The following is a 26,301-nucleotide window of genomic DNA, read 5'->3' as shown; positions in this document are numbered from 1 at the left end:
CCACACACAACCGAGGGAACGCCTGTGGCTACGGAACGCAAGCGCCCGGTGATCAGCGACGGCCTACCGAGCCAGCTTCCGGACATCGACCCTGAAGAGACAAGCGAATGGGTCGAGTCGCTTGACGGTGTCATCGACGAACGCGGTGCCAAGCGCGCCCGCTACGTCATGCTGCGCTTGCTGGAGCGGGCCCGTGAGCGCCAGGTCGGGGTTCCGCCCCTGACCACCACCGACTACATCAACACCATCCCGTCGGAACGCGAACCGTGGTTCCCGGGTGACGAGCACGTCGAGCGGCGGATCCGGGCGTACGTCCGGTGGAACGCCGCGATGCTGGTACACCGGGCGCAGCGCCCGGAGATCGGCGTCGGCGGGCACATCTCGACCTTCGCCAGCTCGGCGTCGCTCTACGAGGTGGGCTTCAACCACTTCTTCCGGGGCAAGAACCACCCGGGCGGCGGCGACCACATCTTCTACCAGGGCCATGCCTCCCCCGGCATGTACGCGCGGGCGTTCCTGGAGGGGCGGCTCAGCGAGCACCAGCTCGACGGGTTCCGCCAGGAGTTGTCGCACCCCGGCGGTGGGCTGCCGTCGTACCCGCACCCGCGGCTGATGCCGGACTTCTGGGAGTTCCCCACCGTCTCGATGGGTCTCGGCGGTCTGAACGCGATCTACCAGGCCCGGTTCAACCGCTACCTGCAGCACCGCGGCATCAAGGACACCTCGCAGCAGCACGTGTGGGCGTTCCTCGGCGACGGCGAGATGGACGAGCCGGAGACGCTGGGCGCCATCGGCGTGGCCGCCCGCGAGGAGCTGGACAACCTCACCTTCGTGATCAACTGCAACCTCCAGCGGCTGGACGGCCCGGTCCGGGGCAACGGCAAGGTCATGCAGGAGCTGGAGTCGTTCTTCCGGGGTGCCGGCTGGAACGTCATCAAGGTCGTCTGGGGCCGGGAGTGGGACCCGCTGCTCGCCGCGGACACCGACGGCGCGCTCGTCAACCTCATGAACACCACGACCGACGGCGACTACCAGACCTACAAGGCGGAGTCGGGCGCGTACGTGCGGGAGCACTTCTTCGGCCGCGACGCGCGGACCCGCAAGATGGTCGACCCGCTCAGCGACGACGAGATCTGGAACCTCAAGCGGGGTGGGCACGACTACCGCAAGCTCTACGCGGCCTACAAGGCGGCCACCGAGCACACCGGTCAGCCCACCGTCATCCTGGCGAAGACGATCAAGGGCTGGACGCTCGGCTCGCACTTCGAGGGCCGCAACGCGACCCACCAGATGAAGAAGCTGACGCTGGAGGACCTGAAGACCTTCCGCGACCGGCTCTACCTGGACATCCCGGACAAGGCGCTGGAGGACAACCCCTACCTTCCGCCGTACTACAACCCGGGTGAGAAGTCCGAGGAGATCCAGTACCTGAAGGAGCGGCGCGAGCAGCTCGGCGGCTACCTGCCGTCCCGGCGGACCAGCACCAAGCGGCTGACCATCCCCGGTCCGGAGCGGTTCGCCGACGTCAAGCGCGGCTCGGGCAAGCAGAAGGTGGCCACGACGATGGCCTTCGTCCGCCTGCTCAAGGACATCATGAAGGACAAGGAGTTCGGCAAGCGCTGGGTGCCGATTATCCCGGACGAGGCCCGTACCTTCGGTCTCGACTCGATCTTCCCCACCGCGAAGATCTACTCGCCGCACGGCCAGCGCTACACCTCGGTCGACCGGGAGCTGTTCCTGTCGTACAAGGAGTCGACCACCGGGCAGATCCTGCACGAGGGGATCAACGAGGCCGGCTCGGTCGCCTCGTTCACCGCCGCGGGTTCGGCGTACGCCACGCACGACGAGCCGATGATCCCGATGTACATCTTCTACTCGATGTTCGGGTTCCAGCGGACCGCCGACGGGCTCTGGGCGGCAGCCGACCAGATGGCGCGGGGCTTCCTGCTCGGCGCCACCGCCGGTCGGACCACGCTCAACGGTGAGGGCCTCCAGCACGAGGACGGGCACTCGCTGCTGATCGCGGCCACCAACCCGGCCGTGGTCGCGTACGACCCGGCGTTCTCGTTCGAGATCGCGCACATCATGGAGCACGGCCTGCACCGGATGTACGGGGACGCGCAGGAGAACGTCTTCTACTACCTGACGGTCTACAACGAGCCGATTTTGCAGCCGGCCGAGCCGGCCGGGGTGGACGTGGAAGGCCTGCTCAAGGGCATCTACCGCTACTCCCCGGCACCGGAGGTCGACGGCCCGAAGGCCAACGTGCTCGCCTCCGGCACCGGCATGCAGTGGGCGCTCAAGGCCCAGCAGTTGCTCGCCCAGGACTGGGGGGTGGCCGCCGACGTCTGGTCGGTGACCTCCTGGACGGAGCTGCGTCGCGACGCGGTGGAGACCGAGGAGTACAACCTCCTCAACCCGGGCGCCGAGGCGAAGGTGCCGTACATCGCGCGGAAGCTCGCCGACGCGGACGGGCCGAAGGTCGCGGTCAGCGACTGGATGCGGGCGGTGCCGGACCTGATCGCCCGCTGGGTGCCCGGCGACTACACGTCGCTCGGCACCGACGGCTTCGGCATGTCGGACACCCGGCACGCGCTGCGCCGGCACTTCCACGTCGACGCGGAGTCCATCGTGGTGGCCACGCTGCGGCAGCTTGCCCGCAGCGGTGCGGTGGCGGCCAGCGTGCCGGCCGAGGCCGCCAAGAAGTACGCGATCGACGACGTCAACGCCGCCCCGGTCGGCGAGACCGGCGGCGACAGCTGATCCAGCACCATCGAGAAGGGCCCGGCGCTTGCGCGCCGGGCCCTTCTGTTCGATCACACCCCCCCCCCCCCCGCTCGGGTCGATCATGGAGTTGTGGTGGGGGACGAAGCAGTCAAGACACCTCGCACCGGGCACCACGACTCCATGATCGACCCGAGCAGGGGTGGGCGCGACCGCGCGGCCGGCGGGGTCGGGAGCCGGAAGCGGCGGCGGTCCGGGGTCCCTGGCGGGGATCCGGACCACCGCCGTCGCGGGTGACGCCGGGAGGATGGGCGCTCGTCAGCCGACGGCGGCCAGGTCGGTGAGCCGGGCCAGCGAGTCCTCCAGGTCGGCGCCGACCCGACGCAGTCCGAGGCGCAGCAGGGCGGCCTTGACCGGGCCGGCCGGCCAGCGGACCACGATGAGCCGCACGATGGTCCCGCCCTCCTCCTCGTCGGTGGTGAGCTGGACGTAGATCTCGGTGCGCGCCTCCGCCCGAGAGCCCGCGCCCTTGGCCCGTTCCCGCCAGCCGATCAGCGTCGGCTCCTGGTAGGCGATCACCTCGGCCTCGTGCGCCGAGCCGCGCCCTGCCTGGACCAGTTGTCGCCGGCCGAAGCCCTCTCCCGAGAGCACCTCGGCCGCGCGGACGCCCGCCAGCCAGGCCGGCAACTGCTCGGCCCGCTGGACGACATCCCAGACCACTTCAATTGGCGCCGCCACGTGCGCACTGCGTTCAACGAGGATCATTTCCGTCTTTCCTCCGGTGAGGACATCACACGATATCGGCACTCTATGCGCTAAATCGGACTTACCTGGACGGGTTCGGAAAAAGACACGCCGATCAACCATTGCGGATTGCGCCAACCCGGCCTATGGCGCATTGATGGAGAGCGCCCTAAAGTCCCGAGCACGTTTCACGTTGACCGGGAGGGCGCATGTCGACCGCACCGATGCCGGGGTTCCCCGCCGGCTTCCGTTGGGGCGTATCCACCTCGGCCCACCAGATCGAGGGCGCCGCCACGGCCGACGGTCGCGGAGCGTCCATCTGGGACACGTTCGCCCACTCCCCCGGACGGATCAGCGACGGCAGCAGCGGCGAGGTCGCCTGCGACCACTACCACCGGTACGCCGAGGACGTCGCGCTGATGTCCGGCCTGGGCGTCGGCGCGTACCGGTTCTCCATCGCCTGGCCCCGGGTGCGGCCCACCGGCACCGGCCCGACCAACCCGGCCGGCCTGGACTTCTACGACCGACTGGTGGACGAGTTGCTGGCCGCCGGCGTCGACCCGGTGGCGACCCTCTACCACTGGGACCTGCCGCAACCACTCGAAGAGGCCGGCGGCTGGCTGCACCGCGACACCGCCGCCCGGTTCGCCGAGTACGCCGACCTGACCGCCGCCCGACTCGGCGACCGGGTCCGGCTCTGGATCACCCTGAACGAGCCGTTCATCCACATGAGCCTCGGGTACGGCATGGGCGAGCACGCCCCCGGCCGGGCGCTGCTCTTCGACGCCTTTCCGACCGCCCACCACCAACTGCTCGGGCACGGGCTCGCGGTCGCCGCGCTGCGCACCCACACCAGCAGCCCGGTGGCGATCGCCAACAACTACTCGCCGGTGCGGGTGCTCGGCGACCGCGACGCCGACCGGGCCGCCGGGGCGGCGTACGAGGCGCTGCACAACCGGCTCTTCACCGACCCGCTGCTCGGCCGCGGCTATCCGGAGCTGCCCGGCCTCGACCCGAGCGTCGTGCGCCCCGGCGACCTGGACACCATCGCCGCGCCGATCGACGTGCTCGGGGTCAACTACTACAACCCCACCGGCGTACGGGCCGCCGAGGAGGGTTCGCCGCTGCCGTTCGACCTGGTGCCGCTGGACGGCTATCCACGGACCGCCTTCGACTGGCCGGTGGCCCCCGACGGCCTGCGCGAGCTGCTCGGCTGGCTCCGCGACACCTACGGCGACGACCTGCCGCCCATCGAGATCACCGAGGGCGGCTGCGCGTACGACGACGCACCCGACGCCGACGGGCAGGTGGCCGATCCGGAGCGGATCGCGTACCTGGACGGGCACCTGCGGGCGGTCCGGGCCGCCATCGACGACGGGGTGGACGTCCGCGGGTACTTCGTCTGGTCGCTGCTGGACAACTGGGAGTGGGCCGAGGGGTTCACCAAGCGCTTCGGTCTGGTGCACGTCGACTACGCCACCCAGACGCGTACGCCGAAGTCGTCGTACACCTGGTTGCGGGACGTGATCGCGGCCTCCAGGGACGGGTCGGCGCGGTGACCACCCTCGACCCGACGCCGGCGTCGCTGCCGGCCGCGCTCGCCGAGCCGACCGTGCCGGTCCGGCGCGGCTGGATCGGTCTGATCTTCGCGGCCAACCTCGGGGTGTGGATGGCGTTCTTCACGCCCATCCAGGTGCTGCTGCCGCAACAGATCGAGCAGATCGCGCCCGGCGACAAGGAGAACATGCTGGCGGTGGTCACCGGCCTCGGCGCCCTGGCCGCGGTGCTCGCCAACCCCCTCGCGGGGGCGTACTCCGACCGGACCTGCCTGCGGATCGCCGGCCGGGAGTTCGGCCGCCGGCACGTCTGGACCGCGGGCGGGGCGCTGCTCGGCGCGGTGGCCCTGGTGCTGCTGGCCCAGCAGCGGACCATCCTCGGGGTGGCCCTCGGCTGGGTGGCGGCGCAGGTCTGCTTCAACGCGATGCTGGCCAGCCTCAGCGCGGCCATCCCGGATCGGGTGCCGGTCACGCAACGCGGCGGCGTCTCGGGTTGGGTGGGCATCCCGCAGGCGCTCGGGCTGGTGCTCGGCGCGGTGCTGGTCACGGCCGTGGTCACCGGCAACGCGGCCGGCTACCTGGCCATCGCGGCGGCCATTCTGGTGCTGTCGCTGCCGTTCGCGCTGTTCACCCCCGACGAACCGCTGCCGCGTGCGCATCGGCCCGTGGTGCGCACGCGGGCACTGCTGGCCTCGATGTGGATCAGCCCGCGTCGACACCCGGACTTCGCCTGGGCCTGGATCACCCGGTTCCTGGTCCAGCTCGGCAACGCGTTGGGCACCCTCTACCTGCTGTACTTCCTCACCGACGGGGTGCGCCACCCCGACCCCGAGGGTGGGCTGCTGGTGCTGATCCTGCTCTACACGCTCGGCATGATGCTGACCGCGGTGGTCGCCGGCCGGCTCTCGGACCGCTCCGGGCGCCGCAAGATCTACGTCATCGTGTCCGGGCTGATCATGGCGGTGGCGGCGCTGCTGCTCGCGGTCGCGCCGGTCTGGCCGATGGCGATCGTCGCCGCGCTGCTGCTCGGCGCCGGCTACGGCGTCTACCTCGCGGTGGACGCCGCGTTGATCACCCAGGTGCTGCCCCGGGCCACCGACCGGGCCAAGGACCTGGGCGTCATCAACATCGCGAACTCGGCGCCGCAGGTGCTCGGCCCAGCCCTGTCCGCCCCGCTCGTGGTGTACCTGGGCGGTTACCCCACGCTCTACGCGGTCACCGCCGTGGTCACCCTGGTCGGCAGCGCCCTGGTGGTGAAGATCCGCTCGGTGCCGTGAGTCGAGGCCCCTGGCGGAATGCGGTCGCGGGCCGCCGTAGGCTGGGGGACGTGACGGTACGTGTGCGCTTCGCCCCCTCCCCGACCGGTATGTTCCACGTCGGCGGTGCCCGCTCGGCGCTGCAGAACTGGATCTACGCCAAGCAGCAGGGCGGGGTGTTCGTGCTGCGCGTCGAGGACACGGACGCGGCGCGCAACAAGCCCGAGTGGACCGAGGGCATCCTCTCCGCGCTGGACTGGATCGGCATCTCCCGGGGCAGCTACGAGGGTCCGTACTTCCAGTCGGAGAACGCCGGCGAGCACCGGGCCGCCGCCGCTCGTCTCTACGACTCGGGCCGCGCCTACTACTGCGACTGCACCCGCGAGGACGTGCAGGCCCGCACCGGCTCCCAGTACCAGGGCTACGACGGCTACCACCGCGACCGTGGCCTCGGCCCGGGTCCGGGGCACGCACTGCGCTTCCGGACGCCCGACGAGGGCACGACAGTGGTGGTCGACCTGATCCGCGGTGAGCCCACCTTCGAGAACAAGCTCATCGAGGACTTCGTCATCGCCCGCGGCGACGGCTCGCCGGTCTTCCTGCTGGCCAACGTCGTCGACGACATGACCATGGGGATCACCCACGTGATCCGGGCCGAGGAGCACCTGCCCAACACGCCCAAGCAGCAGTTGCTCTGGGACGCCCTCGGGGTCAAGCCGCCGATCTGGGCGCACGTGCCGGTGGTGGTCAACGAGAAGCGGCAGAAGCTCTCCAAGCGCCGGGACAAGGTCGCCCTGGAGGCGTACCGCGACGAGGGCTACCTCGCCGGCGCGATGCGCAACTACCTGATGCTGCTCGGCTGGGCACCGTCCGGCGACCGGGAGATCGTCCCCTGGTCGGTCATCGAGGACGAGTTCCGGCTGGAGGAGGTCAACCCCTCCCCCGCGTTCTTCGACGAGAAGAAGCTGCGCGCGTTCAACGGCGAGTACATTCGCGCGCTGCCCGTGCCCGACTTCATCGACGCCTGCCAGCCGTGGCTGACCGGCACCGGGACCATCGCGCCGCCGCCGTGGCAGCCCGAGGAGTTCGACGCCGACGCGTTCGCCGCCGTCGCCCCGCTGGCCCAGACCCGGCTCGCGCTACTCAGCGAGATCGTGCCGAACGTCGACTTCCTCTTCCTCGCCTCCCCGCTGATCGACGAGGCCGCCTGGGCCAAGACGATGAAGGACGGCTCGGCCGAACTGCTGGACGCCGCCATCGCGGCGTTCGAGGCGCTGGAGCCGTGGGACGCCGAGGCCCTGAAGTCGACGCTGGAGGCGGTCGGCGCCGAGCGTGGCCTCAAGCTCGGCAAGACCCAGGCACCGGTACGCGTCGCGGTCACCGGCCGCACCGTGGGCCTGCCGCTGTTCGAGTCGCTGGAGGTGCTCGGTCGCGAGCGCACCCTGACCCGGATGCGCGCCGCCCGACTCCGACTGGTCTGACCGTGCGGCTGGCCGGGTCGGCCACCGCGCTCAGCGGCGGGTGGCCCGGCGGCGGATCAGAAGACCGCTCACCAGCGCTGCGAGCAGCACCAGCGCGCCGAGCGCCCCGAACCACAGGCGTGCGGCGGAGTTGTCGCGCTCCTTGTACAGCGGCGCGACCACCGTCGGGATGACGCCCTGCGTTGCCGAGGCCGGTCCGCCCGACGGTGAGCCGACCGTGGCACCCGGCGGCACGGCGGTGCCACCGTCCGCCGCCGGCAGGGCGGACGGGCTGGCTGAGGCCCCGGTGGTGAGGGTGAACCGCACCTCGCCCTTCACCGGGTGCCCGTCGCTGGACGCGAGCTGGTAGCCGACGACGTAGAGCCCCGCGGCCGCCGGCGTGAACGGCACTCGCACCCGCTTGCCGGCGAAGACGGGCGGGCCGCCAGCGACCACATTGTCCGGTCCCGTTATTGTGATCTTCGTCGTAGCCGGTGCGGGCGTGGCGAGGAACCGCAGCTCGATCCGGGCGGGCGCCGTCGCCACTCGGGCACCGTCGCGCGGATCGCTGCCGGTCAGCGAGTTGTGCGCGGCGGCCGGAGCGGCCGGCACCAAAAACGACACACCGAACGCCACGCCGAGCACCACTGGCACGACCCGTGCCATACGTGTAACCCTGCCCCCCATGAACCCCTCCGTAAGGGTACGATCCGCCCGCTGATCAAACGGCTCCTCATTAGTCGAGCAGAGATCGCAGATAGTTCCAATTACTGTTCCACAAGCTGCAACTCATCGACGTTTTGCGGAGTCTGTAGGTGTAGGACCGACCCTCCTGGTCGGCGTCGCATCGACAGACCGCTCCAGGCGTCACACCGAAGCCATCCATCGAACGGGGCGAGGAGGCGGGATGGTCCGACACATGAGGCGGTTGGCCACCGTGGTGGTGGGCGCGCTGGCGACGGCGCTGCTGTCGTTCGGCACCGCCGGTCCGGCCTCGGCGGCGCCGAACCCGGCACCAGCCGGGGTGGACATCACCGGTGTGGGCCTCGACGCGCCGCTGCGCCTGCGCGCGGACACGCAGCCCGCACACGTCGGCGCGGTCATCGACCAGGTCAACTTCCTCGGGCAGACCGGCATGCGGACCGGGCCGAAGCCGGCCGACCTCGGTCCGAAGTACACGGTCGTGGTGTTCGCCGGTGAGACGGCGCAGCAGACGTACGACCTCTATCCCAAGGCGGTCGGCGGCCCGCGGGTCTACCGACCGGCGAAGCAGCCGGACGCCCGCAAGATCAGTGCTGGCTGGTTCCTGGGTCGGCTCAGCATGTCCGAGACCCTGCGCACCGCCGGTGTGCCGCTGGAGCGGCAGTTCGACACGGTCAGTGGCGGCGCGGGCGGTGGCGAGCGGGTGCTCCCGGAGGACACGCTCGACCCGGCGAAGGACCTCGACGACGCGCTCGGCGATCTGCAGCGCCTGCTACTGCTCAACGTCGGAGTGATGTTGACGATCACGGTCGGCCTCGCCGGGATCGCCCTGCTGATCCGCCGTCGTACCCGTTAGCTCCGGGCCGCCGTCGCCGAGGCGCCGAGGGGCTCAGCACCAGCGGCGCGGTGGCCGCTCCCGGCGGGTGGCGCGTCGGCGCGGCCGGACCGGACCGTGCCGATGGGCCCCGGCCCAGCCGGCAAGGTCGCTGAGGCAACCAGCGGGGACGTCCGCGTCGGGCTCGCTCCGGGCGGGCGGCTCGGCGGAGCGCTGACGCGGGAGGGTGGACTCGTCGTCGGCAAACGGCTCGACCGGGTGCGAAGGCGCGCCGGCGGTCGGCCGACGGTGCTTGCCACTCACCTGCGGGTCGTGGTGCCCCGGCCGGCAGGACTCGCCCTGGGCGCAGCCGTGCTCGGCCTCCCCGTGCGCCATTCCCGGTCTCCTCACGCTCGCCTCACCCGCGGGTGCTCCCCCGACGTGCCCCTGTCACCGTACTGGCCGGGACCGACGGGCCGCGCGCAGCGTACCTGGGGTCGGCACCGGCCAGCTCACGCAGACGACGGCGAGCGCGGAACCTGGTCGCGCAGTTCACAGCTTCTTTTCGTGCCGTTCACGCGGCGGCCGCAACCCGGTCCGGGCGGGCGCTCAGCCGACGCGGTGCGCCTCCAGATCCGCCCGGCGCAGGAGCGCCCGCAGCGCCACGCCGTGACCGGCGAGCGCCTCGGCCCCACCCTCGGCGCGGTCGATCACGCAGAGTGCGTGTTCCACCCGGGCACCCAGGTCGCGGAGTTGGCCGGTGGAGATGACCACCTGTCCGCCGGAGGTGACGACGTCCTCGACCACCAGCACCTGCCGCCCGGTCAGGTCCGCCCCCTCGGCCAGCCGGGCCGTCCCGTACGGCTTGGCGCTCTTGCGGACGAACGCGCACGGCAGCCCGGTGTGCCGGCCGAGCGCGGTCACCACCGGGATACCCCCCATCTCCAATCCGGCCAGCACCTCGGTGCCCGTCGGGACCAGGTGCGCGAGGTGGGCGGCCACCCGGTCCAGCAGGCGGGGATCGGCCTCGAAGCGGTACTTGTCGAAGTACTCGTCGGCGGTCCGCCCGGAGCGGAGCACGAACGTGCCGGTCAGTCGGCAGGTCGCGTCGATCTCGCGGGCCAGGGCGGCCAGGTTCTCCCGATCAGTCATGTTGATCATTCTCGCGCTGTCGGGCATCGCCGCGCGTACCCCTTTCGGCGCATGTCGGTGCCGTCGGGCTCCTTCTCCGGGCGGTGTCGAAGCGTCGGCGGCTGTGGTGGGATCGTGGGCATGCGACCGCCACCGTGGCTCGGCTCCGGCACCCTCGGCCGCGACCTCGCGCTCGCCGCCGCGTCGCTGGCCGGCGGCCTGGTCCTCTACGCCCTGGGTTGGCAGCCGCAGGTCCGTCCGAACACGGGCGTGCCCTCGGCGCTGTTCCTGCCGCCGCTGCTGGTGATGTGCGCCGCCGTGGGCATGCGTCGGGTGGCCCCACGCGCCAGCCTGGCCGTGGGCACCGGGGCGCTGGCGGTGGACACCGCGCTCGGCAACTCGCTGGGCACGATCCTGGTCTACACGCAGGTGCTCTACGACGCCTGCGTGTACGGCCCGCCCCGGCTGTGGCGGTGGCTGCTGCGGGTGACCATCGGACTGAGCCTCGTCGGTGCCGTCGTCGGCGTAATCTCCCTCGACAACTGGCGCGGCGTCACCATCGGGGTGCTGGTGGTGCTCGCCGGACTACTGCCGGTCCTGACCGGGATCAGCGTGCGTCAGTACCGCGACCAGGCCGCCGCCGAACGGGCGCGGGCCGAGCAGACCGCCCGGCTGGCCGAGCTGGACCGCCAGCAGGCGGTCAGCGCCGAACGTGCCCGGATGGCCCGGGAGCTGCACGACGTCGTCGCCAACCACCTCAGCGCGGTCGCCATCCACGCCACCGCCGTGCTGTCCGTACCCGGCCTGGACCGCGGTCAGATCTCCTCGGCGTTGCGGGTGATCCGGGAGAGCAGCGTGCAGGGCCTGGCGGAGATGCGTCAGATGATCGAGCTGCTGCGCGAGCCGGCGACCGGTCGCGGGCCGGCTCCGACGGGCGACGGCCCGGCGCTGCCGGAGGTGGTCACCGCGCGGCTCGCCGAGGCGGACGGGTTGGTCGAGCGGATCCAGGCCGCCGGCCTCGCCGTGCGGGTGCGCACCGACGGCACCCCCGGCCCGCTGCCGGTGGGGGTGGACCTCGCCGCGTACCGGATCGTGCAGGAGTCGCTGACCAACGCGCTCAAGCACGGCACGGGTGAGGCGGAGCTGACCATCGCGTACCGGCCGTCGGAGGTGGTGGTGACGGTGGAGAATCCGGTGCGCGCACCCGGCGCCGGGTTGCCGGGCGCCGGAGCCGGGCTGATAGGGATGCGGGAGCGGGCCACGCTGCTGGCCGGGCGGTTCACCGCCGGGCCGCAGGACGGGCGCTGGCAGGTCCGGGCCGCCCTGCCCACCGGGGAGGTCGGGTGACCGGGCCGGCGGACGACGCGACGGTGCGGGTGGTGCTTGCCGACGACCAGCCGGCGGTACGCGCCGGCCTGGCCCTGATCCTGGGCGCCGCCGCCGGCCTGACGGTGGTCGGCGAGGCGGCCGACGGCGACGAGGCGGTCCGGCTGTGCCGGGAGTTGCGCCCGGACGTGGCCGTGCTGGACGTTCGCATGCCCCGCCGGGACGGGATCTCCGCGACCCGGGCGATCGTCACCGAACTACTCGCCGACGTGCTGGTGCTCACCACCTTCGACCTCGACGAGTACGTCTTCGGCGCGCTGCGCGCCGGCGCGGCCGGGTTCCTGCTCAAGGACACCGACGCCGAGGGCCTGGTGGCCGCGGTGCGGACGGTGGCGAGCGGCGACGGATTCATCGCCCCTGCCGTGACCCGCCGGTTGATCGCCGCCTTCGCGGCCACCGCACCGGGCGCGTCGGCGGACACCCGGGCCGCGCTGGGCACCCTCACCCCGCGGGAACGCGACGTGTTGGCCTGCCTCGGCCTGGGCCTGTCCAACCAGCAGATCGCCGACCGGCTGGTGCTGGCGGAGAGCACCACCAAGACGCACGTGAGCCGGATCCTGGCGAAACTGGGGCTGCGCAGCCGGGTACAGGCCGCGATCCTGGCCCAGGAGCTGGGGTTGCCCGCTCCCCCGCAACCGTGAGTCCCCGCGTCCACTCCGGACGCCGACGGACCGCCTGCCTGCCGTACGCTGCGCGCCACCGACGTCGATGTCGGCCGCTGAGAATGGGGAAACCGTGCGACGGTGGTGGGGGACGACGGCCCTGACGGTGTTGATCATGGGCGCGGGCGGTTGCGACGCCATCCTCGCCGAGGAACCATCCTCGTTCCTCATGCCCGAGGCCGGGGTGTGCCATGCCACCGCCTCCGACGAGCGCAGCCCGGAGGCGTACACGCCGATCCCCTGCTCGTCGAAGCACGAGACGGAGACCTTTCTGGCCGGCCTGTTCGGTGGCGCGGACGCCGACGCGTCGAAGCCACCGCCCGCCGACAGCGAGGGCATCGGGCGGGCGTACAAGTCCTGCGACGCCGAGGCTGCCCTGTTCCTGGGCGGCGAGTGGCGCGAGTCACGGCTGGCGATGCGGGTGCTGACCCCGTCGGCGGCCCGTTGGGATGCGGGTGAGCGGTGGTACCGCTGCGACCTGCTGGAGATGCATGCGGTGGACCGGTGGTTTCCGAATCCCCGGGCCAACACCCTGGCCGGCGCCCTGACCGGTGACTCGCCGCTGCGGCTGAGCTGCTTCACCGAACCGGAGGAGACCGCCAGCGGCGTCAACCTGCCGCCAACCGACTGCACCGGGCCGCACGCCACCGAGTTCGCCGGCCTCTGGCGGCCCGGTCCGGAGGCCGGCGAGGTCACCGACGAGGTCATGGAGGCGGGTTGCCGGTCACGGATCGCGCAACACGTCGGGCTGCCGGAGCGGGACCTGGGCGACCGGTTCGAGGTGGCGGCGCTCTTCCCGACGACCGAGCCCGAGTGGCAGGCGGGCGCCGGCGCCTGGTGTTTCCTGCACAGCCCCGGCCGAGTGCTCAACACTTCGGTGAAGGGCGCCGGTCGACGCGTGCTCCCGGCGACCCGCTGACCGGTGCCGACGTGGATGGCCTGCTCACGACGTGTCAGGCTAGGGCGGTGAGTACGCCGGGGGGTGGAGAGCTGGCGGCCACGCTGCGCCGGATCGAGCGTTCGGCGGGGGCGTTGGCCACCTCCAGCGTGGCCCGGATGGACGAGACGCTGCCGTGGTTCCGGGCGCTCCCGGCCGACCAGCGCTCCTGGGTGATGCTGGTGGCCCAGGCGGGCGCCCGGTCGCTGGTGCAGTGGTTGAGCGAGGGTGGTGGCACGGCGGACAGCACCCAGGAGGTCTCGGACGAGGTCTTCGCCGCCGCCCCGCAGGCGCTGGCCCGGTCGATCACCCTCCAGCAGACCGTCGCGTTGATCAAGGTGACCATCGACGTGGTCGAGGAGCAGGTGTCGCACCTGGCCGCCGAGGGTGAGGAGCAGCAGCTACGCGAAGCGGTGCTGCGCTTCTCCCGGGAGATCGCGTTCGCCGCCGCCCGGGTGTACGCGCGGGCGGCCGAGTCGCGTGGTGCGTGGGACGCCCGGTTGCAGGCCCTGCTCGTCGACGCGCTGTTGCGCGGTGACTCACCCGATGTGCTGGCCAGTCGGGCCGCCGCGCTCGGCTGGGCGGACGCGCCGCCGGTGGCGGTGGCGGTCGGTCGCTCCCCCGGTGGGGAGGTCTCCGCGGTGCTGCACGTGGTCTATCGGCAGGCCCGCCGGATCGGTGTGGAGGTGATCGGCGGGGTGCACGGCGACCGGTTGGTCATCGTGTTGGGCGGGGCGGCGGACCCGTTGACCGCCACCGCCAAACTCCTCGGCGCGTTCGGCGACGGGCCGGTGGTGGTCGGTCCGGCCGTACCGAGTCTGGACGAGGCGACCGAGTCGGCGCGGGCCGCGTTGTCCGGTTTCCGGGCCGCGCCGGCCTGGCCCGGTGCTCCCCGCCCGGTGCCGGCCGCGGATCTGCTGCCGGAGCGGGCCCTGGCCGGCGACGCGGAGGCTCGTCGACGGTTGCGCCACGACGTGTACGCGACGCTGGTGCGCGCCGGCGGCGAGTTGCTGGCGACGCTCGACGCCTTCCTGGCCGCCGGTGGCACGCTGGAGAGCGCCGCCCGCGCGTTGTTCGTCCATCCGAACACGGTGCGTTACCGGCTGCGGCGGATCGCCGAGGTGACCGGCTTCTCGCCGCTGTCGCCCCGGGACGCGTTCGCGCTTCAGGTCGCGCTGACCGTGGGGCGGTTGGACCCGGTCGTCCCGCTCTCCTCGACCGGACCGACCCAGACAATGACCCCGGCCAACCGGAAAACGGCACAAAACGAGGATGATCCTCGCCGATTTTTGTAGGAAACCTCCAAAGGTTCTAGTGCGGTTTGGTCGAAGGCGGCACAGCGTTACCCGCGCGAATCCGGGAGAGTCTTAGGCGTGCTCGCCGTACTTAGTCCCGGCCAGGGTTCTCAGAAACCCGGCTTCCTGACCCCCTGGCTCGACCTGACCGGCACCGAGGCGCGGCTGCGCGAGTGGTCGGCGTTGGCCGGGGTCGATCTGGTGCACCTGGGCACCGCCGCCGACGCGGACGAGATCATGGACACCGCCCGCACCCAGCCGCTGCTGGTCGCGGCGGCGTTGCTCGCGGCCGAACACCTGCCCCTGGACGGCGTCGGACTCACCGCCGGGCACAGCGTCGGCGAGTTGGGTGCCGCCGCCGTCGCCGGCGTGCTGACCCCGGAAGCCGCGATCACCCTCGCCGGCGTACGCGGCCGGGAGATGGCCGCCGCCTGCGCGCTGGAGCCGACCGGCATGGCCGCCGTGCTGGGCGGCGACCCGGACGAGGTGCTCACCGCGATCACGACGCACGGGCTGTACCCGGCCAACCGCAACGGCGCCGGGCAGACCGTCGCCGCGGGCGCGCTGGACGGGCTCGACAAGCTCGCCGCCGAGCCGCCCGCCCGTGCCCGGGTCATCCGACTCAAGGTGGCCGGCGCGTTCCACACCCCGTACATGGCCCCGGCGGAGACCGCGCTCGCCGCCGTCGCCGCCGAGATCACCCCCGCCGACCCGGTCCGGATCCTGCTGTCGAACCTCGACGGCACCGCCGTCGACAACGGCCCCGAGCTGGTGCGGCGCCTGGTCCGCCAGGTCACCGCGCCGGTGCGCTGGGATCTGTGCATGCGTACGCTGGCCGACCTCGGGGTCACCGGCGTGATCGAACTACCACCGGCCGGCACTCTCGCCGGGCTGGTCAAGCGAGACCTCAAGGGCGAGGGCGCGCCGGAGATCGTCACCCTGAACACCCCGGACGACCTGCCGGCCGCACGGGACCTGATCGCCCGCATCGGAGGTCGTTCATGACTGGCAGTCGCATCGTCTCGATGGGGCACTACCAGCCGTCCCGGGTGGTGACCAACGACGACATCGCCCAGCTCGTCGACACCAACGACGAGTGGATCCGCGACCGCGTCGGCATCGTCAGCCGGCGGATCGCCGACACCGAGACGGTGGCCGACATGGCCGCCGCCGCCGCCGGCAAGGCGCTGGCCAACTCGGGTCTGAGCGCCGCCGACATCGACCTGGTCGTGGTCGCCACCTGCACGTCGATCGACCGCAGCCCCAACGTGGCCTGCCGGGTCGCCGCCAAGCTGGGCATCACCGCCCCGGGCGCGTACGACCTGAACACCGCCTGCTCGGGCTTCGCGTACGCGCTGGGCACCGTCGACCACGCCATCCGGGCCGGCGCGTCGCGCAACGCGATCGTCATCGGGGCGGAGAAGCTGTCCGACTTCACCGACTGGACCGACCGTTCCACCTGCATCATCTTCGCCGACGGCGCCGGTGCGGCGGTGGTCACGGCCACCGCCGACGACGAGCCGTCCGGGATCGGGCCGGTGGTCTGGGGTTCGGTGCCGGAGAAGAGCGACGCGGTCCGCATCGAGGGCTGGCGCCCGTACGTCCAGCAGGAGGGACAGGCGGTGTTCCGCTGGGCCACCACCGAGCTGGCGCCGCTCGCCCTGCAGGCCTGCGAGCGGGCCGGGGTCGACCCGTCGGAGCTGGCCGCGTTCGTGCCGCACCAGGCCAACTCCCGGATCATCGACGGCATCGCCAAGCGCCTCAACATCCCCAACGCGATCATCGCGAAGGACATCGTCGAGTCCGGCAACACCTCCGCCGCGAGCGTGCCGCTGGCCCTGTCCAAGCTGGTCGAGCGCCGGGAGGTGCCCTCGGGCGCACCGGTGCTGCTGTTCGGCTTCGGCGGCGGCCTGACCTACGCCGGTCAGGTCGTCCGCTGCCCCTGAAGACCCCCTTCGACGCGTACGCGTCGAGGAGTGGCGGTCGGCGACGCCGTCCGTCGGACAACCCCGATGAAAGGAACCAACCGCAATGACCCGTGACGAGATCACCACCGGCCTCGCCGAGATCCTCGAAGAGGTTGCCGGAGTGAACCCGGACGACGTGGCCGAGGGGAAGTCCTTCACCGACGACCTCGACGTCGACTCGCTCTCCATGGTCGAGGTCGTGGTGGCCGCCGAGGAGAAGTTCGGCGTCAAGATCCCGGACAACGAGGTGCAGAACCTCAAGACCGTCGGTGACGCCGTCAGCTACATCGCGGCGCAGTCCTGATCATGAGTCGTCCTGACGTCGTCGTCACCGGGCTCGGCGCGACGACCCCGCTCGGCGGGGACGTCGCGTCGACCTGGGACGCCATGCTCGCCGGCCGCTCCGGGGTGAGTGCCCTCACCCAGGAGTGGGCCGCGCAACTGCCGGTCCGGATCGCCGCCCAGTTGGCCGTGGAGCCGTCCGAGGTGCTGGACCGGATCCGCCTGCGCCGACTGGACCGTTCCGAGGCGATCGCGATCATCGCGGCGCAGCAGGCCTGGGCGGACGCCGGCCTCGCCGGCTCCGACCTCGACGGGGAGCGGCTGGCCGTCAGCGTCGGCTCCGGCATCGGCGGTGCCACCACCCTGCTCGCCCAGGACGACATCCTCGAAGCGTCCGGGCCACGGCGGGTCTCCCCGCACACGATCCCGATGCTGATGCCGAACGGTCCGGCCGCCTGGGTCGGGCTGGAGTTGGGCGCCAAGGCCGGGGTGCACGCGGTGGCCAGCGCCTGCGCCACCGGCGCCGAGGCGATCGCGCTGGGCCTGGACATCATCCGTTCCGGCCGGGCCGACGTGGTGGTGGCCGGCGGCACCGAGGCGGTCATCCACCCGCTGCCGATCGCCGGCTTCAGCTCGATGCGGGCCATGTCGACCCGCAACGACGAGCCCGAGCGCGCCTCCCGCCCGTGGGATCGGGGCCGCGACGGCTTCGTCCTCGGCGAGGGCGCCGGCATCCTGGTGCTGGAGCGGGCCGAGCACGCCGCGGCCCGGGGCGCCCGGGTGTACGCGCGCCTCGCCGGCGCCGGCATCACGTCCGACGCGTACGACATCGTGCAGCCGCACGCCGAGGGCGAGGGCGCCATCCGGGCCATCGCCAAGGCGATCGCGGACGCGGACGTGGCCAAGCGGGACATCGTGCACGTCAACGCGCACGCCACCTCGACGCCGGTCGGTGACATGCTGGAGATCGGCGGGCTGCACAAGGCGCTCGGCGACCACCCGGTGCTGTCCGCGACGAAGTCGATGACCGGTCACCTGCTCGGTGCGGCCGGCGCGCTGGAGTCGATCGCCACCATCCTGGCGATCCGCGACAGTGTCGTCCCTCCGACGATCAACCTCGACGACCCGGAGCCCGGTCTCACGCTGGATGTCGCGGCGCACAAGGCCCGCCACATGGAGATCCCGGCCGCGTTGAACAACGCGTTCGGCTTCGGCGGCCACAACGTGGCGCTCGTCTTCGCCCGTCCCTGAGACGCTGCGCGCAGGGCCTCTCCTCGTCGAGGAGGGGCCCTGCGTCGTTCAGCCGCGGTTGCGGGGGTGCTGTTTCGCGGTGCGCTCGTTGCCGTGGCGGTAGTTGCCGGTCCAGCGGGCCATCACCAGCTGCGGGTCGTCGTCGACCTCGGCGAGGAACTCCGCGGCCCGAGCGCCGCGCAACGTGCCGGCGACCCGTCCGTGGTGGGTGATCACCACCGTGCCGTCCGCCCGCTGCGTGTGCCGGAATCCCGCTGCCTCTCCCATGCGGTGAGGTTGTCAGACCGAGCGGGGCGGCGGCGACCCGATTTCCGTCGCGCGGGCACACGATCCCCTGTTGACATGGAAACACCGCACGGATTGGATGGGCCGACTGTAGATCAATTGACGGGGACCACCACCATGCACACTCGTACCCGCGTCGCCGTCTCGGCGGCGCTCGCCCTCGGCCTGCTGGCCGGTTGCGGCGACGACGCCGCCGCTCCCGCCCGGCCCGCGGCCGGCGGCCCGGCCCCGCAGGCCACGGGCGAGCCCTGGTACGACGAGGTGGCCCCGGCATCGCCCAGCGGCACCGCCGGCGGCCCGGGTTCCCCCTGCCCGGTACCTGTGTCGTTTCCGCTGGCCGAAGGGTGGACGGCCAAGGCGATCGAGCCGCCCAAGGGCGAGCTGGCCGAACTGGTCGGCGAGGCGCTCACCAAACGCGGCGGCACCACCGTGCGCTGCGAGGTGGACGGCCGGGCGGCCGGTGGCGGGTTCCTGCGGATCTGGGCGGCGGACTCACCGACGGTCACCCCGCGCGCCGCGCTGGAGAGTTACGCCACCGGAGGCGGCGAGAAAGTTGCCGGCCAGCAGTTCCGCGACCTGCGCGCCGGCGGCTTCGACGCCACCGAGATGACCTGGCTCGCCACCGACGCGCTGGCCGAGGAGGAGTCGCGGAACTGGGCGCTGGCCGTCCAGTCGGCGGGTCAGACGCTGGTCTTCGAGGTCAGCGAGGGGCTGATCGTCGAACGGACCGACGTGCTGCCGGCGTATCGGCTCGCGGTGCGAGGGCTCGCGAAGAGCGAGTGAGGTGGGCGCCGACCGGTCCGCGCCGACCGGTCAGGTGCCACAGGTCGTGGCGGGCAGTCCGGGGACGGTCACCGGGGACCGTCCGCCCGGCCGGGCCTTGCCGGCCAGCACGGCGGCCAGCCCGGTCATGGACGCCCGGCTGGAGGAGTAGGTGGCCAGCAGCGTCGGTGACGTCGCACCACTCAGCACGTACGGGGTGTCCATGGCGACCGTGACCGCCGCGTCGGTGCGCAGGTCCTTGGCGCCGTCGCCGTAGCCCACCAGGTGCACGATCGTGCCGCCGCTGGGCTTGACCTGCACCCCGGCGGCGGTCAGCGCGGCGGTGAGCGCGGCGCGGGTGCCGTCCCGACCGCCGGAGGAGGTGACGGTGACCGGCCCGCGTACCGGGGCGCCGCAGGTGCCGCGCAGCACGGTGACGGCGGCGGCGGCCAGCGCGTCGGCCGCGGCGCGGTGAGCCGGGGCGTTGAGCGTGGACATCTGCGCGGCGGGGGTCTCCGCAAGCCGGAACTTCATGGTCAGCACCCGGGTGACCGCCTCGACCAGCCGGGTCCGGGGCAGCGACCCGCCGCGCAGAGCGGCGAGCAGCCCGTCGTACGCCTGACCGACGTTCGGGGTCATCAGGATGAGGTCGTTGCCGGCGTTGAGCGCCCGGACCGCCGCCTCGCCGGGAGCCCAGCGCTTCGCGGGCGGCATGTTCATCCCGTCGGTGATCACCACGCCCTTGAAGCCGAGCTGACCGCGCAACACGTCGGTGAGCAGCTTGTGGGAGAACGTCGCCGGGGTCCCCGGGTCGATCGCGCGCGCGTCCAGGTGCCCGGACATCACCGCCATCGCCCCGGCGTCGATGCCGGCGGTGAACGGCGGCCAGGCGCCGCTCTGCAACGCCGCGGCCGACTGGGTGAGCACCGGCAGATCCTGGTGCGAGTCGTCGGCGCTGTGGCCGTGCCCGGGGAAGTGCTTCAGGGTGGCCGCGACACCCTCCGCCTGGAGGCCGCGGACGGCGCCACCCACCTGCGCCGCGGCCTGCTTCGGGTCGGCGCCGAACGAACGGGAGCCGATCACGGTGCTGCGGGTGGCCAGCACGTCGGCCACCGGGGCGAAGTCGACGTTGATCCCCATCGCCGCCAGCTCGGCACCGGCGGCCCGCCAGGCGGCCTCGGTCAGCTTCGGGTCGCCAGCCGCGCCCGCCGCGAGGGCGCTGGGCAGCACGGTGACCCCGTCGGTCACCCGGGTGACGACGCCGTACTCCTGGTCGGTGCCGACCAGGAGTGGCGCGGGGCCGGCGGCGAGCCGACCGGCGGCGGCACGCAGCCCGCTGGTGAGTTCGTGCACCTGCTTCGGGTTGTCGACGTTCGTGGTCTCCTGATTGCCCTTGGTCGGGTCGTCGGCGCTGAAGCCGACCAGGATCAGGCCGCCCAGCCGGTACTTGGTGATCATGTCGGCGGGGGTGTCGACCCCGGCGAGGGCCTGGTTGCCGGCGGCCGAGCCGGCGGAGACCTTCGTCGCCGAGTCGCCGTAGGCGTACGGCATCAGCACCTGACCGACAAGATCTTCGTCGGACAGCGTGGCGACAAGCGCCGCGGCACGGGCGGCGGGGTCGCTGGCCGGCGTCGCGGCGGGGGCGCTCGGGGCGGCGGACGCGCCGACCGGGCTGGCCGTCGGCGTGGGGCGCTCGGCGGCACCCGAGCAGCCGGAGACGAGCAGGGCGGTCAGGGCGGCGACTGCGACGGTGGCGCGCCAGGGGCGATTCGACACGCCGCCCATCCCACCAGCTTCTTCCTTATCGGGGCAACTTGACCTTACCGGTCGCGCCCGGCCCGACGCGTACGGCCAGCGGACGGGCGACCGGGTCAGCCCACGCGGGTGAGCAAGGTCACCGGGGCGCCGTCGCCGGCGTACCGGTAGGGCTCCAGGTCGGCGTCCCACGCGGTGCCGAGCGCCTTGTCCAGAGCGTGTGCCAGCGCCTCAGGCGCCCGGGAGGCGACCATCAGGGCGCGGAGCCGGTCCTCGCCGAGCTGGATGTCGCCCGCGACACCGACGGTGGCCCGGAACAGACCCCGCGCGGGCACGTACATGAACCGCTCGCCGTCGACACCGGGACTCGGCTCCTCGGTGACCTCGAAACGGATCATGGGCCACTGCCGGAGGGCAACAGCCAGCTCGGCGCCCGTCCCCGGACGACCGGTCCACCCGCACTCGGCCCGGCGTGCGCCGGGGTCGACGGGCTGAGCCGTCCACTGCAGGTTGACCGGCGCGGCTAGGACGCGCGCGATCGCCCACTCGACGTGTGAGCACACGGCGAGCGGGGTCGAATGGACGTATACGACGCCACGCGTTGGCACGGTGACCTCCCGGGAGAGCGAGGTGCGTCTTCCCCTACGACCTCGTCCACCCAGGTGGCTGCTGCAACACATGATGACTCCTGTGACGCGTGGTGCGCCAGGGAATCGGAAAAAACGCCGGCCGGAATAGCCGGACGGGTGGCTGCGGTTACCTCTCAGGACACCGCGACGACCAGCATGATGTCGTGGTCCTGTACAGTTCCACCGGCGGCTTATGCCGCGTTACACCTTCGCGGGCCGAGCGCAGTGTGGCCCGCACACAGCCCCCGGACGTCCAGTCCTCCCGTACGTCTTGCAAGGAGTACCTCCGTGGCGAGCAACACCTCTAAGACCGCGCGCGCGTCCGTCCGGGCCGGCCAGGCTGGCCAGGGTGGCGCCCTCAGCGTGCTGGGCGAGTTCAAGTACCTCATCCCGCTCAACGGCGGCAAGCACGCCTACGTGCGGAACCTGACCAACGGCAAGACCGCGCACCTGCGCACGGACTCCGACGCCTTCGTCGAGGAGATCCGCGTGCTGGCCGCCGCCGGCCACGCCGCCAAGATCCGGGCCGAGATCAACAACCTGGCTGTCACCCACCCGGGTGACGGCTGGGAGGCCACCGAGAAGCGCCTGGTCGCGGCCGGTGTCTTCGAGGGCTGAGCCCTCCCCCACCGCATCATCGAAACCGCCCGTCGGGAGTCCCGGCGGGCGGTTTCGCGTGTCCACGGTCCCGGTCAGCCCGGATCGAGCAGGGCGACCTCGCCGGTGGCCAGGTCGTAGAGGCCGCCGGCCACGGCCACCCGACCGGCGGCGACCGGCCCGGCCAGCAGGTCGTCCTCGCGCAGGGTGCGCACCGTCCGGCGGACGTGCCGGCGGATCGCGAGCGGCAGCACCGCCGGGTCGTCGATCCCCACCCCGGTCACCGCCGGGGCGATCTCGTCCACCAGGTACGCCAGCGAGCCACCGGGGCGCTCCCCGGCGCGCACCGCCGCCACCGTGGCCTCCACCGCGCCGCACCGCTCGTGCCCGAGGACCAGCACCAGCGGTACGCCGAGCTGACCGACCACGTACTCGATCGACCCGCACACCGCCCGGTCGAGGACGTGCCCACCGGTACGGATCACGCAGATCGCGCCGAAGGTCTGGTCGAAGATCGCCTCCAGCGGCACCCGCGAGTCGATGCAGCCGAGCACCACGGCGTACGGCTGCTGGTCGCCCGAGGCGGCGGCCGCGGCGGCCGTGACGTCGTGCCCGTGGATCGGCTGCCCGCTGACGAACCGCCGGTTACCGGCGAGCAGGTCGGCCAGTGCCGAGCGAGGAGTGCCGCCGGCCTGCCGCCGCTGCCCCGACGCCTCGCCCATGGGCGCTCCCGACGACCCCATGTCCTCCAGCTTGGCCCGCCGTCGGGCCCCACGGGCGAGGTCGGGGAATGTCAGCCGCGGCGCGATTGGCGTGGTGTCCTGGCGGGTAGCCGGATATTGGAGGGACTGGTGGTGCCGGGCGGCCCTGGGGAGGTGACGATGCCGGAGCGCTTCGAGGTCGGTATGCCCGACGGTGTACGGCTCAACGTCGAGGTGACGGGGCCGACGGACGCCCAGGTCACCGCCGTCCTGTTGCACGGCTGGACGTTGGACGGGCGCGCCTGGCACCGGCAGGTCGACGCGCTCACCGCGGCGTCGGTCGGCGGGTCGGTGCGGGTGGTCACCTACGACGCGCGGGGCCACGGCCGGTCCAGCTGCATGGCGTTGCCCTCGGCCACCCTGGCCCAACTCGGCGACGACCTGGCCGCGGTGCTCGACACGGTGGCGCCGGGCGGCCCGGTGGTGCTGGTCGGGCACTCGATGGGCGGCATGACGATCATGGAGTACGCCCACCGCCACCCCGCGCACTTCGCCGCCCGTACCGCCGGTCTGGTCTTCGTGTCCACCACCGCCGAGGGGCACACCCACACCGTCTACGGGCTCTCGCCGCGGATCGCCCGACTGATCCGGCTGGCCGAGACGACAGGCGCCGGTGTGCTGGCCCGGTGCGGCTCGTGGCGAGCGCCCCGGGCGCTGCTGAACGCGCTGCAACCGAGCATCAGGTGGATGCTGTTCGGAGACCGCTGCGAGCCGGCCGACATCCGGCTGGTGACGTCGGCGGTGGCTCGTGCCTCGCTGCGCTCGATCGGCGGGTTCCGTGCCTCCATCGGCACCCAGCACCGACTGGACACCCTCGGCGCGTTGGCGCACCTGCCGGCCGCCGCCCTGGTCGGCGACCGGGACCGGCTGACCCCGCCGCCCTGCGCCGAGTCGATCGCGGCGGCCCTCCCGGCCACCGAGCTGACCGTCTGCCCGGGCGCCGGGCACATGTTGATGATGGAGCGCCCGGACGAGGTCAACGCCGCGCTCACCGGCGTCCTGCGGCGGGTACTCACCGGGCCGACGTCCCCGATCGCCGGCGCGGCCGCCGCCGGGACGGGCGGCTGAGCGCGTTCCCGCACCTCGGGCGCGGCGGGCACGGCCCGGGGCCGTACCCTTCTGCGGTTGGCTTGCGCGGTTTCCGCCGCCTGCCGGCGACCTTCGAAGGAGCGTGTGTTGACCGACCAGACCGGCCTGGAGCAGGAGATCGCCGTCGAGCAACGACACCTCGACCGGGTGTACGCCCGACTGGCCGAACTGCGGCGCTCGGCGGTCCGCGCCGAGCGTGACGGCTACCGGATCGCCCGGGTGGGCACGTTCGGCGCGTTGGTCGAGCGCGACGCGATGGTCTTCCACGCGGCGCAGCGGCGGCACGTCCTGGACGCCGAGTACGAGGGGTTGGTCTTCGGCCGGCTGGACCTGCGGGACCGGCAGGTGCTGCACGTGGGGCGACTCGGGATCCGGGACGAGGACGCCAGCACGCTCGTCGTCGACTGGCGGGCACCCGCCGCCGCCGCTTTTTACCAGGCCACGCCGGCGCAGCCACTGGACGTGGTGCGTCGCCGCACGATCCAGTCCCGTGCCGAGCGGGTCACCCGGATCGAGGACGACCTGCTGGACCCGACCGCCGCCCCGGAGGGGATGACGGTCGTCGGCGACGGCGCCCTGCTGGCCACCCTGTCCAAGGCGACCGGCCGGGGCATGCGCGACATCGTGGCGACAATCCAGCGAGAGCAGGACGAGGCGATCCGTTCTCCCGGCTCCGGGGTGACGATCGTCGCGGGCGGCCCGGGCACCGGCAAGACCGCGGTCGCCCTGCACCGGGCGGCGTTCCTGCTCTATTCCGAGCGCAGCCGCTACGCCGGGGGCGGGATCCTGGTGGTCGGCCCGTCGGGGGTCTTCGTCGAGTACATCGCCTCGGTGCTGCCCTCGCTCGGCGAGGACACCGCCACCCTGCACTCGCTGGGCACTCTGTTTCCGGGGATGACCGCCACCCGCACCGACCCGCCCGAGGTGGCGGCGGTGAAGGGCTCGCTGCGGATGCGTCGGGTGCTGGAACGCGCGGTCCGGGACGCGGTTCCGGACGGCCCGGGTGAGCTGCGGCTGCTCTACCGGGGCACGCTGCTGCGGCTGGACCGGGCCGCGCTGGACCGGATCCGGGACCGCGCGCTGCACCGCGGCGCCCGTCGCAACGAGGTGCGCCGGGCCGGCTTCGACGGGGTGTTCGCCGCGCTCTGGGCGCAGGCCCGCGAGGTGGGCGTTCGCCTGCCGGACCAGCGGACCTTCGAGGCGGAGATCGCCGACCGGGCCGAGTTCCGCGAGTTTCTCAAGGCGTGGTGGCCCCGGCTGCACCCCCGGCACGTGCTCGGCTGGCTGGCCCGGCCGGAGCGGCTGCGCCGGTACGCGGGCGGGATCCTCTCCTCCGCGGAGATCCGGCTGCTCGGCGCCGCGTACCGGAGCCTGGAATCCGATGGGCTGACGATCGCCGACATCGCGCTGCTCGACGAGTTGGACGCCCTGCTCGGCAAGCCGGCGCAGCCGGCCAAGGCCCGCCGCGACCCGTTCCAGCTCGCTGGCGGCGTACGCGAGCTGACCACCGCGAGCGAGCGGCAGCGGGCGGCCCGGGCGGCGGCCCGGGAGCGTCCGGAGGACTACCGGGACTACGCGCACGTGGTGGTGGACGAGGCACAGGACGTCTCGCCGATGCAGTGGCGGATGGTCGGACGGCGCGGCAGCCTGGCCTCCTGGACGGTGGTGGGTGACCCCGCGCAGACCGCGTGGACCGGCGATCCGGAGGAGCTGACCCGGGCCCGGGACCAGGCGCTGGGCCGGCGTAAGCGGCACGATTTCACGCTCACCACCAACTACCGCAACTCGTCGGAGATCTTCGCGGTGGCGGCGGCGGAGATCCGCCGGCTCTACCCCGACCTGCCGCTGCCGACCGCGGTGCGCTCCACCGGGGTCGATCCGGTCGAGCTGGTGGTGCCCGCGAGCGGGTTGGAGACCGCCGTCGTGAAGGCGGCCGCCGGGCTGCTGGCCGAGGTGGAGGGCACGGTCGGGGTGATCACGCCGGTCCCCCGCCGCGACGAGGTCGCCGGTTGGCTCGACGCGCTCGACGCGCCGCGCCTACAGGTGGTGACCAGCCTGGAGGCCAAGGGCATGGAGTACGACGGGGTCGTGCTCGTCGCCCCGAGCGAGATCCGGGCGGATCCGGGTGCGGGGGTACGCACCCTGTACGTGGCGCTCTCCCGGGCCACGCAACGGCTCACCACCATCGATCCAACCGGCTGATCCGGCGCGTCTCGCCCGGCGGACCAGCGGTCCACGCCACACTTGCATACATAG

At 72.6% G+C, this 26,301-nt stretch carries 24 protein-coding genes and 1 pseudogene; 17 read left to right on the top strand and 8 right to left on the bottom strand.

All coding sequences use genetic code 11. The annotated features are described in order from the left end of the window. Positions 1 to 24 precede the first annotated feature (24 nt). On the top strand, positions 25 to 2,763 hold the full coding sequence (gene aceE / locus AB0A90_RS10575) for a pyruvate dehydrogenase (acetyl-transferring), homodimeric type (RefSeq protein WP_357244870.1): 2,739 nt from the start codon (positions 25 to 27) through the stop codon (positions 2,761 to 2,763). Between the two features lie 279 nt (positions 2,764 to 3,042). On the opposite strand, the gene AB0A90_RS10570 is transcribed toward aceE, so the two are convergent. Beyond that, complete coding sequence (locus AB0A90_RS10570; RefSeq protein WP_088988232.1) at positions 3,043 to 3,489, bottom strand: SRPBCC domain-containing protein; 447 nt, start codon at positions 3,487 to 3,489, stop codon at positions 3,043 to 3,045. Positions 3,490 to 3,677: 188 nt separating this feature from the next. Here AB0A90_RS10570 and AB0A90_RS10565 point away from each other — a divergent pair, with 188 nt between their 5' ends. The 3 genes from AB0A90_RS10565 to gltX are packed head-to-tail and all read left to right on the top strand — an operon-like array spanning position 3,678 to position 7,761. Next, positions 3,678 to 5,027: a GH1 family beta-glucosidase gene (locus AB0A90_RS10565; protein ID WP_357244868.1), complete on the top strand. Its 1,350-nt coding sequence runs from the start codon at positions 3,678 to 3,680 to the stop codon at positions 5,025 to 5,027. Continuing rightward, a complete protein-coding gene (locus tag AB0A90_RS10560) occupies positions 5,024 to 6,301 on the top strand; it encodes an MFS transporter (protein ID WP_357244866.1) in 1,278 nt (425 codons plus the stop codon). Before AB0A90_RS10565 ends, AB0A90_RS10560 begins: the two co-directional genes overlap by 4 nt. Before the next feature lie 50 nt (positions 6,302 to 6,351). Beyond that, on the top strand, positions 6,352 to 7,761 hold the full coding sequence (gene gltX, locus AB0A90_RS10555; protein ID WP_357244864.1) for a glutamate--tRNA ligase: 1,410 nt from the start codon (positions 6,352 to 6,354) through the stop codon (positions 7,759 to 7,761). Positions 7,762 to 7,791: 30 nt separating this feature from the next. Here gltX and AB0A90_RS10550 read toward each other — a convergent pair whose 3' ends face one another. After that, the gene (locus tag AB0A90_RS10550; protein ID WP_357244863.1) at positions 7,792 to 8,406 is read right to left on the bottom strand and encodes a copper resistance CopC family protein; all 615 of its coding nucleotides are present in this window, start codon (positions 8,404 to 8,406) and stop codon (positions 7,792 to 7,794) included. A 241-nt stretch (positions 8,407 to 8,647) separates the two neighbouring features. On the opposite strand from AB0A90_RS10550, the gene AB0A90_RS10545 reads away from it, so the two are divergent. After that, a complete protein-coding gene (locus AB0A90_RS10545; protein WP_357244861.1) occupies positions 8,648 to 9,298 on the top strand; it encodes a hypothetical protein in 651 nt (216 codons plus the stop codon). Positions 9,299 to 9,331: 33 nt separating this feature from the next. Here AB0A90_RS10545 and AB0A90_RS10540 read toward each other — a convergent pair whose 3' ends face one another. Both AB0A90_RS10540 and AB0A90_RS10535 read right to left on the bottom strand, forming a co-directional pair. Next, positions 9,332 to 9,652 carry a hypothetical protein gene (locus AB0A90_RS10540; protein WP_357244859.1) on the bottom strand — a complete coding sequence of 107 codons (321 nt, stop codon included), beginning with the start codon at positions 9,650 to 9,652 and terminating at the stop codon, positions 9,332 to 9,334. A gap of 213 nt (positions 9,653 to 9,865) precedes the next feature. After that, the gene (locus AB0A90_RS10535; RefSeq protein WP_357244857.1) at positions 9,866 to 10,408 is read right to left on the bottom strand and encodes a phosphoribosyltransferase family protein; all 543 of its coding nucleotides are present in this window, start codon (positions 10,406 to 10,408) and stop codon (positions 9,866 to 9,868) included. Positions 10,409 to 10,528: 120 nt separating this feature from the next. On the opposite strand from AB0A90_RS10535, the gene AB0A90_RS10530 reads away from it, so the two are divergent. From AB0A90_RS10530 to fabF, 8 genes and pseudogenes are all read left to right on the top strand, one after another. Further along, complete coding sequence (locus AB0A90_RS10530; RefSeq protein ID WP_357244855.1) at positions 10,529 to 11,734, top strand: histidine kinase; 1,206 nt, start codon at positions 10,529 to 10,531, stop codon at positions 11,732 to 11,734. Beyond that, the gene (locus tag AB0A90_RS10525) at positions 11,731 to 12,414 is read left to right on the top strand and encodes a response regulator transcription factor (protein WP_357244853.1); all 684 of its coding nucleotides are present in this window, start codon (positions 11,731 to 11,733) and stop codon (positions 12,412 to 12,414) included. The genes AB0A90_RS10530 and AB0A90_RS10525 overlap by 4 nt, the downstream gene beginning before the upstream one ends. Positions 12,415 to 12,550: 136 nt before the next feature. Further along, entirely contained in the window at positions 12,551 to 13,354 is an 804-nt protein-coding gene (locus AB0A90_RS10520; protein WP_357244851.1) for a septum formation family protein, read from the top strand. An 11-nt stretch (positions 13,355 to 13,365) separates the two neighbouring features. Then, positions 13,366 to 14,667 (top strand): helix-turn-helix domain-containing protein, encoded by a 1,302-nt coding sequence (locus AB0A90_RS10515; protein WP_357244849.1) that lies wholly within the window; start codon positions 13,366 to 13,368, stop codon positions 14,665 to 14,667. 78 nt (positions 14,668 to 14,745) lie between these two features. Next, a pseudogene (locus tag AB0A90_RS10510) lies at positions 14,746 to 15,654 on the top strand (ACP S-malonyltransferase); the annotation flags it as partial. A gap of 14 nt (positions 15,655 to 15,668) precedes the next feature. After that, positions 15,669 to 16,613, top strand: a complete 945-nt coding sequence (locus tag AB0A90_RS10505) for a beta-ketoacyl-ACP synthase III (RefSeq protein WP_357244847.1) — start codon at positions 15,669 to 15,671, stop codon at positions 16,611 to 16,613. Positions 16,614 to 16,698: 85 nt separating this feature from the next. After that, the gene (locus tag AB0A90_RS10500; protein ID WP_030330276.1) at positions 16,699 to 16,938 is read left to right on the top strand and encodes an acyl carrier protein; all 240 of its coding nucleotides are present in this window, start codon (positions 16,699 to 16,701) and stop codon (positions 16,936 to 16,938) included. A 2-nt stretch (positions 16,939 to 16,940) separates the two neighbouring features. Then, positions 16,941 to 18,167 carry a beta-ketoacyl-ACP synthase II gene (gene fabF, locus AB0A90_RS10495; RefSeq protein ID WP_357244845.1) on the top strand — a complete coding sequence of 409 codons (1,227 nt, stop codon included), beginning with the start codon at positions 16,941 to 16,943 and terminating at the stop codon, positions 18,165 to 18,167. A 48-nt stretch (positions 18,168 to 18,215) separates the two neighbouring features. Here fabF and AB0A90_RS10490 read toward each other — a convergent pair whose 3' ends face one another. Next, a complete protein-coding gene (locus tag AB0A90_RS10490; RefSeq protein WP_357244843.1) occupies positions 18,216 to 18,434 on the bottom strand; it encodes a hypothetical protein in 219 nt (72 codons plus the stop codon). A gap of 135 nt (positions 18,435 to 18,569) precedes the next feature. Between AB0A90_RS10490 and AB0A90_RS10485 the strand changes: the two genes are divergently transcribed. Next, positions 18,570 to 19,235 carry a lipoprotein gene (locus AB0A90_RS10485; protein ID WP_357244841.1) on the top strand — a complete coding sequence of 222 codons (666 nt, stop codon included), beginning with the start codon at positions 18,570 to 18,572 and terminating at the stop codon, positions 19,233 to 19,235. 30 nt (positions 19,236 to 19,265) lie between these two features. Here the strand turns inward: AB0A90_RS10485 and AB0A90_RS10480 are convergent, their stop codons facing one another. Together AB0A90_RS10480 and AB0A90_RS10475 are read right to left on the bottom strand one after the other, a co-directional pair. Then, positions 19,266 to 20,999: a glycoside hydrolase family 3 N-terminal domain-containing protein gene (locus tag AB0A90_RS10480; RefSeq protein WP_357244840.1), complete on the bottom strand. Its 1,734-nt coding sequence runs from the start codon at positions 20,997 to 20,999 to the stop codon at positions 19,266 to 19,268. Positions 21,000 to 21,085: 86 nt separating this feature from the next. Then, the gene (locus tag AB0A90_RS10475; protein ID WP_357244838.1) at positions 21,086 to 21,577 is read right to left on the bottom strand and encodes a DUF3145 domain-containing protein; all 492 of its coding nucleotides are present in this window, start codon (positions 21,575 to 21,577) and stop codon (positions 21,086 to 21,088) included. Positions 21,578 to 21,886: 309 nt separating this feature from the next. On the opposite strand from AB0A90_RS10475, the gene AB0A90_RS10470 reads away from it, so the two are divergent. Continuing rightward, positions 21,887 to 22,216, top strand: a complete 330-nt coding sequence (locus AB0A90_RS10470; RefSeq protein ID WP_238687209.1) for a hypothetical protein — start codon at positions 21,887 to 21,889, stop codon at positions 22,214 to 22,216. A gap of 74 nt (positions 22,217 to 22,290) precedes the next feature. Here AB0A90_RS10470 and AB0A90_RS10465 read toward each other — a convergent pair whose 3' ends face one another. Continuing rightward, positions 22,291 to 22,917: a carbonic anhydrase gene (locus tag AB0A90_RS10465; RefSeq protein WP_357244836.1), complete on the bottom strand. Its 627-nt coding sequence runs from the start codon at positions 22,915 to 22,917 to the stop codon at positions 22,291 to 22,293. Between the two features lie 159 nt (positions 22,918 to 23,076). On the opposite strand from AB0A90_RS10465, the gene AB0A90_RS10460 reads away from it, so the two are divergent. Both AB0A90_RS10460 and AB0A90_RS10455 read left to right on the top strand, forming a co-directional pair. Next, positions 23,077 to 24,024, top strand: coding sequence for an alpha/beta hydrolase (locus AB0A90_RS10460; RefSeq protein WP_357244834.1), 948 nt, complete (start codon positions 23,077 to 23,079; stop codon positions 24,022 to 24,024). A 108-nt stretch (positions 24,025 to 24,132) separates the two neighbouring features. After that, entirely contained in the window at positions 24,133 to 26,247 is a 2,115-nt protein-coding gene (locus AB0A90_RS10455) for an AAA family ATPase (RefSeq protein ID WP_357244832.1), read from the top strand. Positions 26,248 to 26,301 lie beyond the last annotated feature (54 nt).

It is taken from the genome of Micromonospora sp. NPDC049204 (assembly GCF_040647935.1).
In the GTDB taxonomy this organism is placed as follows: Bacteria; Actinomycetota; Actinomycetes; order Mycobacteriales; family Micromonosporaceae; genus Micromonospora.
This window is presented reverse-complemented; position numbering and strand designations above follow the sequence as displayed.